Origin of the sequence: Fodinicurvata fenggangensis DSM 21160 (assembly GCF_000686045.1) — a bacterium.
GTDB lineage: Bacteria > Pseudomonadota > Alphaproteobacteria > Kiloniellales > DSM-21159 > Fodinicurvata > Fodinicurvata fenggangensis.
Genome location: NZ_JMLV01000004.1, coordinates 44,962 through 57,572 on the forward strand (window position 1 = coordinate 44,962; position 12,611 = coordinate 57,572).

The 12,611-nt window shown below is 63.3% G+C and carries 12 protein-coding genes; 4 read left to right on the forward strand and 8 right to left on the reverse strand.

The genetic code is table 11. The annotated features are described in order from the left end of the window. The first annotated feature begins 47 nt into the window (after positions 1-47). A complete protein-coding gene (locus tag BP38_RS0107715; RefSeq protein WP_026987256.1) occupies positions 48-941 on the forward strand; it encodes a LysR family transcriptional regulator in 894 nt (297 codons plus the stop codon). An 11-nt stretch (positions 942-952) separates the two neighbouring features. On the opposite strand, the gene BP38_RS0107720 is transcribed toward BP38_RS0107715, so the two are convergent. The 7 genes from BP38_RS0107720 to BP38_RS0107750 form a co-directional block, all read right to left on the reverse strand. Next, positions 953-2,194, reverse strand: a complete 1,242-nt coding sequence (locus BP38_RS0107720) for a Zn-dependent hydrolase (RefSeq protein WP_035724234.1) — start codon at positions 2,192-2,194, stop codon at positions 953-955. 31 nt (positions 2,195-2,225) lie between these two features. Then, complete coding sequence (locus BP38_RS0107725; RefSeq protein ID WP_026987258.1) at positions 2,226-3,524, reverse strand: ArgE/DapE family deacylase; 1,299 nt, start codon at positions 3,522-3,524, stop codon at positions 2,226-2,228. Then, positions 3,525-5,207: an ABC transporter ATP-binding protein gene (locus BP38_RS0107730; protein ID WP_026987259.1), complete on the reverse strand. Its 1,683-nt coding sequence runs from the start codon at positions 5,205-5,207 to the stop codon at positions 3,525-3,527. It lies immediately after the preceding gene. Positions 5,208-5,223: 16 nt separating this feature from the next. Next, positions 5,224-6,072, reverse strand: coding sequence for an ABC transporter permease (locus BP38_RS0107735; RefSeq protein WP_211250271.1), 849 nt, complete (start codon positions 6,070-6,072; stop codon positions 5,224-5,226). Further along, positions 6,072-7,046, reverse strand: coding sequence for an ABC transporter permease (locus tag BP38_RS0107740; RefSeq protein WP_026987261.1), 975 nt, complete (start codon positions 7,044-7,046; stop codon positions 6,072-6,074). The genes BP38_RS0107735 and BP38_RS0107740 overlap by 1 nt, the downstream gene beginning before the upstream one ends. Positions 7,047-7,112: 66 nt before the next feature. Further along, positions 7,113-8,684 (reverse strand): ABC transporter substrate-binding protein, encoded by a 1,572-nt coding sequence (locus BP38_RS0107745; RefSeq protein ID WP_051609111.1) that lies wholly within the window; start codon positions 8,682-8,684, stop codon positions 7,113-7,115. A gap of 126 nt (positions 8,685-8,810) precedes the next feature. Beyond that, a complete protein-coding gene (locus tag BP38_RS0107750; RefSeq protein ID WP_026987263.1) occupies positions 8,811-9,602 on the reverse strand; it encodes a class II aldolase/adducin family protein in 792 nt (263 codons plus the stop codon). A 180-nt stretch (positions 9,603-9,782) separates the two neighbouring features. Between BP38_RS0107750 and BP38_RS0107755 the strand changes: the two genes are divergently transcribed. The 3 genes from BP38_RS0107755 to BP38_RS0107765 all read left to right on the forward strand — a co-directional run bounded on the left by BP38_RS0107755 (position 9,783) and on the right by BP38_RS0107765 (position 11,846). After that, on the forward strand, positions 9,783-10,478 hold the full coding sequence (locus BP38_RS0107755; protein WP_026987264.1) for a GntR family transcriptional regulator: 696 nt from the start codon (positions 9,783-9,785) through the stop codon (positions 10,476-10,478). Positions 10,479-10,655: 177 nt separating this feature from the next. Then, positions 10,656-11,144, forward strand: coding sequence for an Hsp20/alpha crystallin family protein (locus BP38_RS0107760; RefSeq protein WP_026987265.1), 489 nt, complete (start codon positions 10,656-10,658; stop codon positions 11,142-11,144). A gap of 243 nt (positions 11,145-11,387) precedes the next feature. Beyond that, positions 11,388-11,846, forward strand: a complete 459-nt coding sequence (locus BP38_RS0107765; RefSeq protein ID WP_026987266.1) for an Rrf2 family transcriptional regulator — start codon at positions 11,388-11,390, stop codon at positions 11,844-11,846. A gap of 35 nt (positions 11,847-11,881) precedes the next feature. On the opposite strand, the gene BP38_RS0107770 is transcribed toward BP38_RS0107765, so the two are convergent. Then, positions 11,882-12,442 (reverse strand): hypothetical protein, encoded by a 561-nt coding sequence (locus tag BP38_RS0107770; protein WP_035724238.1) that lies wholly within the window; start codon positions 12,440-12,442, stop codon positions 11,882-11,884. Between the last annotated feature and the right edge of the window lie 169 nt (positions 12,443-12,611).

Consider the following 12,611-nt stretch of genomic DNA (forward strand, 5'->3'; position numbering starts at 1 on the left):
TGTTCGCTCCAGAAAGGGAATTCCAAGAATTTGCGAAATAGCTTTGCATGAATGAACAGAAGGGACGCTGGGATGATTTGCGTGTGGTCCGCGCCATTGCCGAAACGGGCTCGCTGTCTGGCGCCGGACGGCAACTGGGTTTGAGCCACGCCACGGTTTTCCGCCGGTTGGGCGAGACAGAGACACGCCTGGGCGTGCGGCTGTTCGAGCGGGCGCGTGGCGGCTACAGTCCGACGCCGGCGGGCGAAGACCTGGCGGCCACGGCCGGACGGGTCGAGGCCGAGGTGCTGGAGGTGGAGCGGCGCCTGGCCGGCCAGGACCTGCGGCCGGCCGGCAGCCTGCGGGTCACCACCACCGATACGCTGCTGTCGGGCCTGCTGTCGCCCCTCTTCACGGAATTTCGGCAGGCCTTTCCCGAGATCGCGCTGGAGGTGGCGCTGTCCAACAACCTGTTCAATCTCTCCCGCCGCGAGGCCGACATAGCCATTCGCCCCGCCCAGGATCCGCCGGACACGCTGGTGGGCCGGCGCATCGGAGTGATCGCCCAGGCGGTCTACGGCCACACAGAGCTGCTGGAAGGACATTCAGAGACGTACGACCTGATGTCCTTCAGCTGGATCGGCCCGGACGAGGTCATGGGCTACCGTCCCCTGGAGCGCTGGATGGAGCGGCAGGGGCTTCAGCCGTGTTGCCACTATCGCCTGGACAGCCTGCTGGCCATGACGGCGGCGGCACGGGACGGTGCCGGGCTGGCAGTGCTGCCCTCCTATCTGGGCGACAGCGCGCCGGAACTGCGGTGCCTCGGCGCGCCGATTCCGGAACTGGCCACGGATCTCTGGCTGCTGACCCATCCCGACCTGCGCCGCGTGGCGCGCATTCGCGCCTTCCTGGATTTTATCGCGGAGGCTGTGCAGCGAGAGGCGCCGCGCCTGAATCCCTGAAGGGCTGCGCCTCAGTCAGAATGCTTCTGGTCGCTGCGCAGCATGGCCTGCAACAGGACATTGCAGCCGGCCGTCAGGTCTTCGGGCGTGGCGTTCTCGATTTCGTTGTGGCTTATGCCGTCCTCACAGGGCACGAAGATCATGCCCGTGGGGGCCACGCCGGCCATGTTGATGGCGTCGTGTCCGGCGCCGCTGACGATGTCGCGGTGGGCGTAGCCGAGCGCCGAGGCGCCGTCGCGCACGGCCGAGACGCAGTCGGGGTCGAAGGGCGTGGCCGGGAAGTGCCAGATGGCCTCCAGTTGGGCCTCGAGCCCGCGGCGCTTGGCGATCTCCTCCACGCCGGTGCGCAGGGCCTCGTCCATGCTGCTCAGGCGCGCATCCACGGGATGGCGCATGTCGATGGTCAACCAGACCTTGCCCGGGATGACATTCCGCGAGTTCGGGCTGACCTGCAGCATGCCGCAGGTGGCGCAAGCATCGGGCTGGAAATCGAAGCCGATCTGGTTGACGAGTTGCACCGCTTCGGCCGCACCCACCAGGGCATCCTTGCGCCGGGCCATGGGGGTGGGGCCGGCATGCGCCTCCTGCCCCGTGAAGGTCAGTTCGTACCAGCGCTGTCCCTGGCCGCCGGTGACCACGCCGATGGGCTTGCCCTCGGCCTCCAGAACCGGGCCCTGCTCGATATGCGCCTCGAAACAGGCGGCGTAGGGGCGCCCGCCCAACGGCGCCTCGCCGGCATAGCCGATGCGTTTCAGTTCCTCGGCCACGGACTTGCCCTCCAGATCGGTGCGGGCCAGGCACCACTTGGGATCGAGTGCGCCGGTATAGGCGCCGGAGCCCAGCATGGCCGGGGCGAAGCGCGAGCCTTCCTCGTTGGTCCAGGCGACGATCTCGACGGGATGCTCGGTCTCGTAGCCGGCGTCGTTCAGGCTGCGGATCACTTCGAGGCCCGCCAGCACGCCGTAGGCGCCGTCGAACTTGCCGCCGGTGGGCTGGCTGTCCAGGTGGCTGCCGGTCAGGATGGCGGGCAGGTCGTTGTTGCGCCCCGGGCGCCGGGCGAAGATGTTGCCGATGGCGTCGACCTCCACCGTGCAGCCGGCGTCCTTGCACCACTTGACGAAAAGGTCGCGGCTCTCGCGGTCCAGGTCGGTCAGCGCCAGGCGGCAGACGCCGCCCTTTTCGGTGGCGCCGATCTTGGCCATCTCCATCAAGCTGTCCCACAGCCGGTCGCCGTTGATGCGCAGGTTTTCCATCTTGTTTTTCTCCCTCCTGTCGTTCGCGCGCCTAGAGCTCTTCCAGACCACACCACTCGGCGATGTAGAGCGCAATGGCGGTGGTGATCTGCTGCATGGATCTCAGGCTGACGCGTTCGTCAAATGCGTGGATGTTCTCGGAGGTCGGTCCATAGACCAGGCAGGGCGTATCCCCGTAGAGCATGAAGACGCGGGCATCCAGGTAGCCGGCCGTGATGAAGCTCTCCAGCTCCCGGCCGAAGCTGCGGGCGTGGGCCTTGCCCAGGGTCTGTTCGGCCTCGCTGCCTTCCTCAAGGACGTAGCCTTCGGCAAAGAAGCCGTTGTAGTCGATCTCGGGTGGGTTGTTGGCCAGGAAGGGATCCTTGCGGGCGGTTTCCTGCAGGCACGCCTCGATCTCGGCGGCGGCCTCCTGTGGAGACACGCCAGGATAGATGGCGATGCGGCAGTCGAAGGAACACCAGGAAGGCACCGAAGAGGCCCAATCGCCACCGGCGATCTTGCCGACATTGAAGTTGATGGGGTGGTCCTCGTCCGTGAAGCGCGGATGGCGGCGTTCGGGTGCGTTCCAGCTTTCCTCCAGCTCGCGCAGGCCGGCGATCAGCTTGTAGGCGGCCTCAATGGCATTGGCGCCCTTGCCGGCCTCGCGCACATGGACGGGCACGCCGCGTACGGTCACCTGGAACCAGATGACGCCGGTGTTGGCACGCACCAGCTTCTCGTCTTCGGGCTCGGGGATGATGGCGGCGTCGGCTTGGTAGCCGCGGGTCAGGCAGGCCAGCGCGCCGTTGCCGGTGCATTCCTCCTCGACCACGGACTGAAGGTGCACCCGTCCCGCCGGCTGGTAACCCAGGCGGCGCAGGGCGTCGAGGGCGTGGATGTTGGCGGCCAGGCCGGCCTTCATGTCACCGCTACCCCGGCCATAGAGCCAGTCGCCCTCAATATGCGGTTCGAAGGGGTGCCGGCTCCAGAGGTCGTAAGGGCCTTCGGGCACAACGTCCATGTGGCCGTTGAGGATCAGCGAGCGCCCGGTCTCGTTGCGCGGGCGGTGGGTGCCGACCACGTTGATGGCGTTGCTGTAGTCGATTTTGACCGGCGAGAAGCCGGGGTGGTGGCGGATGTCCTCCACATCGACGGTCCAGCGGTCCATGGCATAGCCGCGGTCTTTCAGCGCCGAGAAGTAGAAGTCCTGGGCGGTGTGCTCCTGCCCACGCAGGGAGGGGTGACGGACCAGGTCCTGCAGGAAGGTTACCTGCTCGTCAAAGCCATCCTCCACCGACTTGCGTATCTTTTCGGCCAGTTCGGCGGAGAGAGAGCCCTGGGCATCCGACATCTATAAAACCTCTTTCTGAAGTTGCTGATCGGCGACCGCCTTGCGCGCCACCTCGGGAATCGACCAGTTGCGCCCTGGCACGGCGGCCAGGAGTTCGCGGGTGTAGGGATGTTGCGGGTTGCTGAAGACCTCGCGGGTGTCACCATACTCCACGATCTCCCCCAATTGCATCACCGCGATGCGCTCGCAGATCTGGGCGGCCACGCGCAGGTCGTGGGTGATGAAGAGCACCGAGATATTGAGGCGCTGCTTGATGTCATCCAGCAGGTCCAGCACCTGGGCCTGGACGGAGACATCCAGGGCCGAAACCGGCTCGTCGGCGACCAGCAGCTCGGGATCCAGCGCCAGCGCCCGGGCGATGCCGATACGCTGGCGCTGCCCCCCCGAGAATTCGTGCGGATAGCGGTCGGCAACAGCCGAATCCAGCCCCACCAGTTCCAGCAGTTCCTCGGCGCGCCTGTGGGCCTCGGCCTGACTGGTGCCATGGGCCATGGGACCTTCCGCAATGATTCGCCCGACCTTCCGGCGCGGATTGAGCGAGGCATAGGGATCCTGGAAGATCATCTGGATGTGCTTGCGATAGGGCTGAAGTCCGCGGCCCTTCAGGCTGGCCAGGTCGATCTCGTCGCGGAAGCGGATCTCGCCGCCATTGCTTTCCAGCAGACGCACGATGCAGCGGCCAACGGTGGACTTGCCCGACCCGCTTTCGCCCACCAGGCCCATGGTCTCACCCTTTCGGATGTCGAAGCTGACCGACTTGGCGGCCTGGACCGTGCGGCCCTTGGTGAAGAGCCCGCGTGCGGTGACGTAGGTTTTATCAAGGCTGCGGACCGACAGCAGAGTCTCGGCAGAGAGCTTGCCCCGTGCTTCCGGCGGCTCGAAGCGGGGCACGGAGCCCACAAGCCGCTGCGTATAGGGATGCTGCGGGTTGTTGAGGATCTCCTGGGCCGGGCCGCTTTCCACCACTTCGCCCAGCTGCATCACGGCCACCTGGTCGGCAACCTCGGCCACCACGCCGAAGTCGTGGGTGATGAACATAACGCCCATGTCACGGTCGTCCTGCAGCTTCCTGATGAGGCGCAGGATCTGCGCCTGGGTGGTGACGTCCAGGGCGGTTGTCGGCTCGTCGGCAATGAGGACTCCGGGTTCCAGGGCCAGGGCCATGGCAATCATTACGCGCTGGCGCTGACCACCCGACAGGCGGAAGGGATAGGAATCACCCAGGCTTTCGGGGTCAGGCAGGCCGACACTGCGCAGCAGCTCCACCACCTGTTCCTTTCGTTCCTTTCGCCCCGCCTTGCCGTGCGCGTCGAAGACCTCGTTGATCTGGTCGCCGATCTTCATGACCGGATTGAGAGCGGTCATGGGTTCCTGGAAGATCATGCCAACACGGCTGCCGCGCAGGTCGCGCAGCGTGGCTTCGGGAAGCTGCAGCAGGTCGCGGCCCTCGAACACGATGCGGCCGGCCACCGGCTCTACATAGGGACGGGGCAGCAGGCCCATGATGGCATTGGCGGTCACCGACTTGCCGGATCCGGATTCGCCGACAATGCAGAGGATTTCGCCGCGATTGACCTGAAAGGAGATATTTTCCACCGCATTGTCGCGGTCAGCCCCTTCCGGTAGACGGACGGTCAGGTCCTCGATGGAAAGCAGCGTCTTGTCCGATGTCTGGTTGTTCATGTCCTGCTCCATCGCCCTAGCGTGATTTCCGCGCAAGCCGCGGATTCATGGCATCGTTGAGCCCCTCGCCCACCAGATTGAGGGCCAGCACCGTCAGCAGGATCATGACGCCAGGGAAGAAACTCATCCACCAGGCCTGGCGCAGCACCGTGCGTGCCGCACCGATCATGTATCCCCAAGACATGACGTCCGGATCGCCCAGGCCCAAGAAGGATAGGGCGGATTCCAGCAGGATCGCCGTCGCCACCATCAGTGAGGTCATGACGATCACGGGCGAAAGGGTGTTGGGCAGGATCTGGGTCAGGATGATGCGCGCGTTAGATTGGCCCAGCACCATCGAGGCCTGCACGAACTCGCGTGAACGCAGGCTGAGGAATTCGCCCCGCACCAGGCGTGCCACCGGCGGCCAGGAGACGATGCCGATGGCCAGGATTACCGACTCCACCGAGGGCTGCATGATGGCCACAAGCACGATGGCGAGCGCGAAGTTCGGCACGGTCTGGAACAGCTCGGTAAAGCGCATTACGCCGTCATCCACCAGCCCGCCGTAGTAGCCGGCAAAGGCCCCCAGGGTGACGCCGATCAACAGAGCGACCACGGTGGAGGTGAGTCCCACCAACAGCGAGACCCGGGCCCCATGCACCAGACCGGCCCCGATGTCGCGGCCCAGAGTGTCGGTGCCGAACCAGTAGCCGTCCAATTCCATGGGCGGGATAAAGGGCCGCTGGACCAGTTTCCAGGGACTGTCGGGATAGAGCAGCGGGGCGAAGATCGCCATCAGGATGACGGCGACGATGATGAGAAGCCCGACGACCGCCCCCTTGTTGCGGCAGAAGCGCTTCCAGAATTCCAGGTTCTTCTGCATCACGACACCTCGATGCGCGGATCGACGAAGGTGTAGACCAGATCGGTCACGAGATTGAACAGCACCACCACAGCCGAGGAGACCAGGAAGACACCCAGCAACAGGTTGTAGTCACGCTGCAGTAGGGCATCGAACATCAGCCGGCCGATGCCGGGCCAGGCAAAAACGGTTTCCGTGAGCACGGCACCGCCCACCATCTGTCCGGCCTGGATGCCGGCCAGTGTGATGACGGGCAGCAGGGCATTGCGCAGGACATGCATGCGGGTGATGCGGCCAGGGGCCAGCCCCTTGGCCCGGGCGGTCTTGACGTAATCCATCTCCATGACCTCCAGCATGGAAGCCCGGGTCATGCGGGTGTAGACCGCCATGTAGAAGAGGCCGAGGGTGAGCGCGGGTAGAATCAGGTGACGCAACACGTCCAGGACAAACTCCAGGCCGGTATAACCCGCCCCCACGGAGAACATGCCAAATCCGGGCAGCCAGCCCAGGTAGACCGAGAACAGCAGAATGGACATCAATGCCACCCAGAACAGTGGCGTGGCGTAACAGACCAGGGCCAGCACGGTGATCAGGCTGTCCGTCCAACGCCCGACGCGAGCCGCCGCAAGAGCGCCCAGCAGCACACCGAACGTCAACGCGAAGCAGAAGGCCGTTCCAGTCAGCAAAAGGGTGGCCGGCAGCCGCTCGAAGATCAGGGTCGCCACGGCCTCGTCCTGTCGGTAGGACCAGCCGAGGTCCAGGGTCAGTACGCCCTTCAGGTAGATGAAGAGCTGTTCGTGGAGCGGCTGGTTCAGTCCGAACTTTTCCTGAAGTTGCTGGATGAACTCCTGGTCGGCTGCGCCCGCCTCTCCGGCCATGACCTGGGCCGGATCCCCGGGGGCCAGGCGGATTAGCAGGAAGTTCAGGATGACGATGGCGAGCAGGACGAAGACGCCCTTGACCAGCCGCCGCGCGATAAAGGAAAGCTTGCCCATGGGTCACATCTGCCGTGCGAACTCCCCCTCCAGCGGTCTGGAGGGGGAGTCGGTGGTAGGTAAGGATCAGCGGTCGAGCCAGGCGTCACCGAAGCCGTCGTTGACGCCGATCGCCGTGGTCACGAGATTCTTGACGTCACAGCGATAGATCGTCGGAAACTCCAGCTCCAGCAGCCAGGCAACAGGCACGTCCTCGACCAGGATCTGCTGCATCTCCTTGTAGATCTCGGCCCGCTTCTCGTCCGGGAAGGCCACCGCGCCCTGCTCGGCCAGTTCGTCCACGCGCTCGTTCTCGTAGCCCGCGACGTTGTTCCAGGGCGAGCCCTTCTCGATGTTGCTGGAGATGTAGTTGCGGGTCACGCCCAGAGCCGGATCACCGTACTGGTAGAGGTAGGTGAAGGCCATGTCGAAGTCCCACTCGTTGAGACGCTGGTTCCAGCCGCCGACGTCCGTGGCCTCCATGTCCACGTTAATGCCGACTTCCTCCAGGTTCTGCTGCACGGCTTCGGCCCAGCGCTGCCAGGTCTCACCGTAGGGCAGGGGAAGCAGGCTGATTTCCTCGCCGTCATAGCCGGCCTCGTCCAGCAGTTCCTCGGCCTTGTCCGGGTTGTAGGAATAGTCCGTCACGTCGTCGGTGTAGAAGCGGGTCACCGAGTTGACCGGACCGGTGGCAACACGACCCTGGTTGTTCCAGACCACTTCCTGGGCGAATTCATTGTCGATGGCGTACATGATCGCCTGGCGCACGCGCTTGTCGGCCAGCGGACCTTCGCGGTTGTTGAGCCACATCCAGGCCAGTGGTGCAAAGTATTCCCAGCCCTTGGTGGTCATGCAGGTGTTGTCCATCTCGGCCAGGCGCGGCACATCGAAGTTCTCGATCGAGCCACCCGGCAGGACATCCACCTCGCCGTTCTCGTAGGCCACCGCGCGGGAGGCCGCATCCGGGATTACGTGCCAGTAGATCTCATCCAGGTAGGGCTGCCCCTCCACATGATAATCTTCGTTGGCAACCAGGTGGATGTAGGAGCCGCGGTCCCATTCCTCGAACTTGAAGGGGCCTGTGCCGATGGGATCGTTGTCGTCGGCCGTCTCCTGATAATTGGTGCCCTGGTAGATGTGCGCCGGCCACATGGGGACCGTCCCGACCTCGAAGAGGCCCAGGAAGGGACCGAAGGGCTGTTTCAGGGTGAAGCGCACGGTGTAGTCGTCGAGCGCTTCCATCTTTTCCACGTGATCCAGGTTGACGCGCAGGCGCGGGTTGGTCTCGCGCAGCATCTCATCCATAGAGAAGATCACGTCCTCGGCGGTGAAATCCTCGCCGTCATGCCACTTCACGCCTTCCTTCAGGTGGAAGGTGTAGACCGTGCCGTCTTCGTTGACTTCCCACTCTGTTGCCAGGTTGGGCACGGGATCCAGGTTGGTATCGTACTTGAGCAGGCTTTCGAAGATGTTGCCCGCGACCATCTGGGTCGGGGCGTTCTGCACCATGCCCAGGTTGAGGCTGGGTGGCTCGGGCTGGATCACGACATTCGCCGTGCCCCCCTGCTTGGGCTCCTCGGCCAACGCCGGCCCGGCGACGAACGCCAGTGTCGCAACGCTGGCGAAGGCCGCGGCTTTCAGGCTCCTGTTAAAGGCCATGGTCTTCTCCTTCTTGACTGTGAAACCTATAGTCACTGTTCACTTCTTTCTTCTGTCTGCGGGTGGATCCCGCTGTTCTGCGGCCTGTGGCCGCTGGCCCAACCCTGACGGGAAGGGTGTTCTGTCTCAATTCGCATAGCCGGGACAGTGTGTGTCGGCAAGTCTGAGCAAGGCGGCCCATTCACTGTCCTCGACACTCCCCTCGACCTCCAGCTTGTCATAGAAACGCTCATACTGGCGTGCCGTTTTCTCGCGTATCTCCGGCGGTGGCAGCACCAGTTCCGCACCACTGGCCTGTGCTGCCAGCTGGGCGCGGCAGGAGCGCTCCAGATTGTACATGAGCTTGAAGGCTTCGCTGACACTGCGTCCGCAGGTCAGCATGCCGTGGTTGCGCAGGACCATGACGTACTTCTCGCCAAGATCGGCCACAAGGCGCTGGCGTTCGTCGTGATCCAGGGCAATGCCCTCGTAGTCGTGATAGGCTAGGCGGTCATGGAACTGCAGGGCCCATTGATTGAGCGGCAGCAGTCCGTCGCTCTGGCAGGCCACGGCAACGCCGGATGTGGTGTGGGTATGAAGCACACAGACGATATCGGGGCGGGCCGCATGGACGGCGGAATGAATGGTGAAGCCGGCGGGATTGATCCCAAGACCCAGGGGGTCGTCCACGACCTCGCCGTCCAGGTCGACGGTCACCAGGCTGGAGGCCGTGACCTCGTCGAAACGTTGGCCATAGGCATTGAGCAGGAAACGGTCGTGCCGTCCCGGCAGACGTGCCGAGATGTGTGTGTAGATGATATCGTCCATGCCGAAGTGGGCAAGCAGGCGATAGGCGGCCGCAAGGTCGCGGCGCAGACGCCAGAGCGCCTCATCCGATTTGTCCCCTACCTGGCCGGCCTGTCCCGAGACAAGCTGCATGACTGCTCTCCCTCGTGTGTCTGCGAAAGGCCGCGTTGTTCGCGGTCCTTGTTCCCGTACAGCTCACATCTTCAGTTCATTGCGGCAGACGGTAGCATGGTCATTTTCGGGGTCAAAGGAAAACCTGTCGACAATCGACAATACGTGGCCCTAGAGTTGAACGCGCAAGGAGGGAACAGCATGGTACTTCCCCGGCACGGACAGGGCCAGACTTTCCGGGAGATCGCGCGCAGCGACCTTGTGGGTCAGGTGGCCGGCCAGCTCTATTCTGCGATCACGGAAGGGCGCCTGAAGCCCGGGGCCCGGGTGGTCGAGGCAGCTATCGCCCGTGAGATGGGGGTCAGCCGTGCGCCGGTGCGTGAAGCGGCCCGTTTGCTGGAACAGCGCGGCCTGCTGGTCGCAAGCCCCGGCAAGGGCTTTACGGTTCGCTGTCCGACCGTCGGCGAACTGGATGACATCTACGGCCTGCGCATCAACCTGGAAACCTATGCGGCCGGCCTGGTGATCGAGCGGGCCAGCGATGCGGAGCTGGATCAGCTGGCGGTCCAACTGGAGCGCCTCCGGACCACAGCTGCTGAAGGCGACGTGGCCCGAACGGTTGAGGAGGACCTGCAGTTCCATCTGATGATCTGCGAACTCTCGGGCAATCGCCGCCTGTTGCGCGTCTTCACCGACCTGGCGGACGAGATCCGTCTGATTATCGCGCTCATCGAGCAGATATTCGACGATCCACAGCGACTTGCCGATGCACACATACCCTTGCTGGAAGCACTGGTTGCCAGGGACAAGGCACGCATCGCCCGTGAAATGGACTGGCATATCGGGGTGGCCTGGAACCAACTGCGGGCACACTATGACGATGAGGAGCAGGCCTGACCCCTGACAGGGGGTGGCGCCCACCCAAATTGCCCCGCGGGACGAACAACCTGCTGACTAGGGGGTTGATGTTAACTAACTGCGAATTAAATATTTTCCTGCAAGGCACCGATAGGTGAGCGAGCGCTCATAAGAGGAAGCCTGCTTCATTGAAACTGCATTGAAGGAGGTAGGAAAATGAGTGTACGTGATCTGATTCCCTGGAACCGGACAGCGGACAGGCCGCTGCCAGCTGAACGCGGTGGCGACCCTTTCCTGGGTCTGCAGCGCGAGATCAACCGGCTGTTCGACGATACCTTCAATGGCTTTGCCGCGCCCGGCCTCTTTCGCGGAGGTGAGAGCTGGCCGCGTGTCGAGTTAAAGGAAACGGAAAAGGAGTTGCAGGTCTCCGCCGAACTCCCCGGCCTCGAGGAAAAGGACGTGGAGCTATCGCTGGAGCGCGACAGCCTCGTGATTCGTGGCGAAAAGCAGCACGAGGAGCAGGATGAAGAACGCCGCTTCAGCGAGTTCCATTACGGCCGTTTCGAACGCCACATTCCGCTCGACTGGGAGGTTGATCCGGAGAAAGTGAAGGCGAAGTTCAGGAACGGCATTCTGGAGGTCAGGGTTCCGAAGTCCGAGACGGCGCAGACCAAGAGCCGTCGCATCCCGATCGGCAAGGCTTGAGACCTGTGGCTTCCCCAGCCGGTTATGGCCCCGCAGGGCGGCGTCCTTGCGGGGCAGTTCATTCCAGGGTGGTATAAAGTCGCAGTCTTTGCGCGTGTGCCGCTGATTCCTGGAAATGGGGATTGTGAAGCTGTATAGAGACAATATGAAAATAAACCCGCCTGGAAAGACCTTGGTTCTTGCCAGCTGTCCCTTTAGCAAACCCGTTGAATATTCTATCAGGTATTCCTTCCGGAGTCTTCAATGCGCCTGACTATGCACACGGATTATGCCTTGCGGCTATTGATACTGCTTGCGAGCAAGCAGGGCGAACCGGCCACCATCCAGGAGGCATCCGAACGCTATGATATTTCCAGGAACCACATGATGAAGGTGGCGCATCGCTTGGGACAGGCCGGTTTCATCCAGACCCTGCGTGGGCGCCGAGGCGGCCTGCTGCTTGCCCATGCGCCTGAGGATATCAACCTGGGCTCCGTGGTGCGCTTTACGGAGGAAGATCTGAACCTGGTCGAATGTTTCGATCCGGACAACACGTCCTGTGCAATCCTGCCGGCCTGTCGCCTGCGCAGCGTCTTGCAGCAGGCCTTGGCGGCATTCCTGGCCGAATTGGACCGCTACAGCCTGGCTGACATCACGGCCCAACCGACTCGATTGAAAGAGCTTCTGGGTCTGGCAGAAGTTACGTCCGGTTCGGCGGCCTGAAAGTTGCCTGCTGCCGTTGTGCGGAGTGCCGGGGCTCAGGCCGCGCTTTCCGTCAAGTCGTGAAGGTGAACGTCCCGGCCGGAGTGTTTTTCCAGGATCCGGATGGCACGCGCTTCGTCGTCACTGTCCCAAGTGCGGACCCATAGCAGCAGGCCGCCATGATCCAACTGAGTCTGCAGATGGTCAGCATGGTGCCGGCCGATGCGGCGTGCCAGGATTGAGCCGAGAAGGCCGCCCGTTCCGCCGGCCAATGCAGCGGCCGAGATGGCTGCGGCCAGGGTGCCACCCGAGGCGACCACGGCGCCGGCGGCGGCGACCGCACCCACATAGAGCAAGGTTCCCACAACACCGCCCTCGGCCTCGCCAATGGACTCGGTGGGCACATAGAAGGTGCGTGGAACGGCCGGATTGTCCTCAAGTTCACTGACCTTGCGATATCTGTGGCCAAGTTCGCGCTCCACCGTTTTCTCGGCAGCCAGCAGGGAAAGATCGGCTCGGTCGAAGCCGGATGAAAGGAGCTCGTCTATGGCGTCCTGCAAGGCGGCCTCCGCTGTGAAGACACCTACCGCTTCGCGAATTGTTGTTGTCTGTTGCATGATCTGAGCTCCGCTGTTCCCGGACCTTTCAGTGGGCACCCGGGTCCCGTGCCTGTCCTTAACCTGGATCAAGTGGCAGGCGGGAAATGCATACTGCGTGTCTTGAAGCTTCTGACTTTGAAACCACCTGTCTGCGGTGAGGGAGCGTTCCAGACGCCCGGAAGTTTTT

Bases quoted from the DNA above. Each gene is read 5' to 3' on its own strand.
- BP38_RS0107715 (WP_026987256.1), top strand. From the start codon at position 48: ATGAATGAACAGAAGGGACGCTGGGATGATTTGCGTGTGGTCCGCGCC.
- BP38_RS0107720 (WP_035724234.1), bottom strand. From the start codon at position 2,194: ATGGAAAACCTGCGCATCAACGGCGACCGGCTGTGGGACAGCTTGATG.
- BP38_RS0107725 (WP_026987258.1), bottom strand. From the start codon at position 3,524: ATGTCGGATGCCCAGGGCTCTCTCTCCGCCGAACTGGCCGAAAAGATA.
- BP38_RS0107730 (WP_026987259.1), bottom strand. From the start codon at position 5,207: ATGAACAACCAGACATCGGACAAGACGCTGCTTTCCATCGAGGACCTG.
- BP38_RS0107735 (WP_211250271.1), bottom strand. From the start codon at position 6,072: ATGCAGAAGAACCTGGAATTCTGGAAGCGCTTCTGCCGCAACAAGGGG.
- BP38_RS0107740 (WP_026987261.1), bottom strand. From the start codon at position 7,046: ATGGGCAAGCTTTCCTTTATCGCGCGGCGGCTGGTCAAGGGCGTCTTC.
- BP38_RS0107745 (WP_051609111.1), bottom strand. From the start codon at position 8,684: ATGGCCTTTAACAGGAGCCTGAAAGCCGCGGCCTTCGCCAGCGTTGCG.
- BP38_RS0107750 (WP_026987263.1), bottom strand. From the start codon at position 9,602: ATGCAGCTTGTCTCGGGACAGGCCGGCCAGGTAGGGGACAAATCGGAT.
- BP38_RS0107755 (WP_026987264.1), top strand. From the start codon at position 9,783: ATGGTACTTCCCCGGCACGGACAGGGCCAGACTTTCCGGGAGATCGCG.
- BP38_RS0107760 (WP_026987265.1), top strand. From the start codon at position 10,656: ATGAGTGTACGTGATCTGATTCCCTGGAACCGGACAGCGGACAGGCCG.
- BP38_RS0107765 (WP_026987266.1), top strand. From the start codon at position 11,388: ATGCGCCTGACTATGCACACGGATTATGCCTTGCGGCTATTGATACTG.
- BP38_RS0107770 (WP_035724238.1), bottom strand. From the start codon at position 12,442: ATGCAACAGACAACAACAATTCGCGAAGCGGTAGGTGTCTTCACAGCG.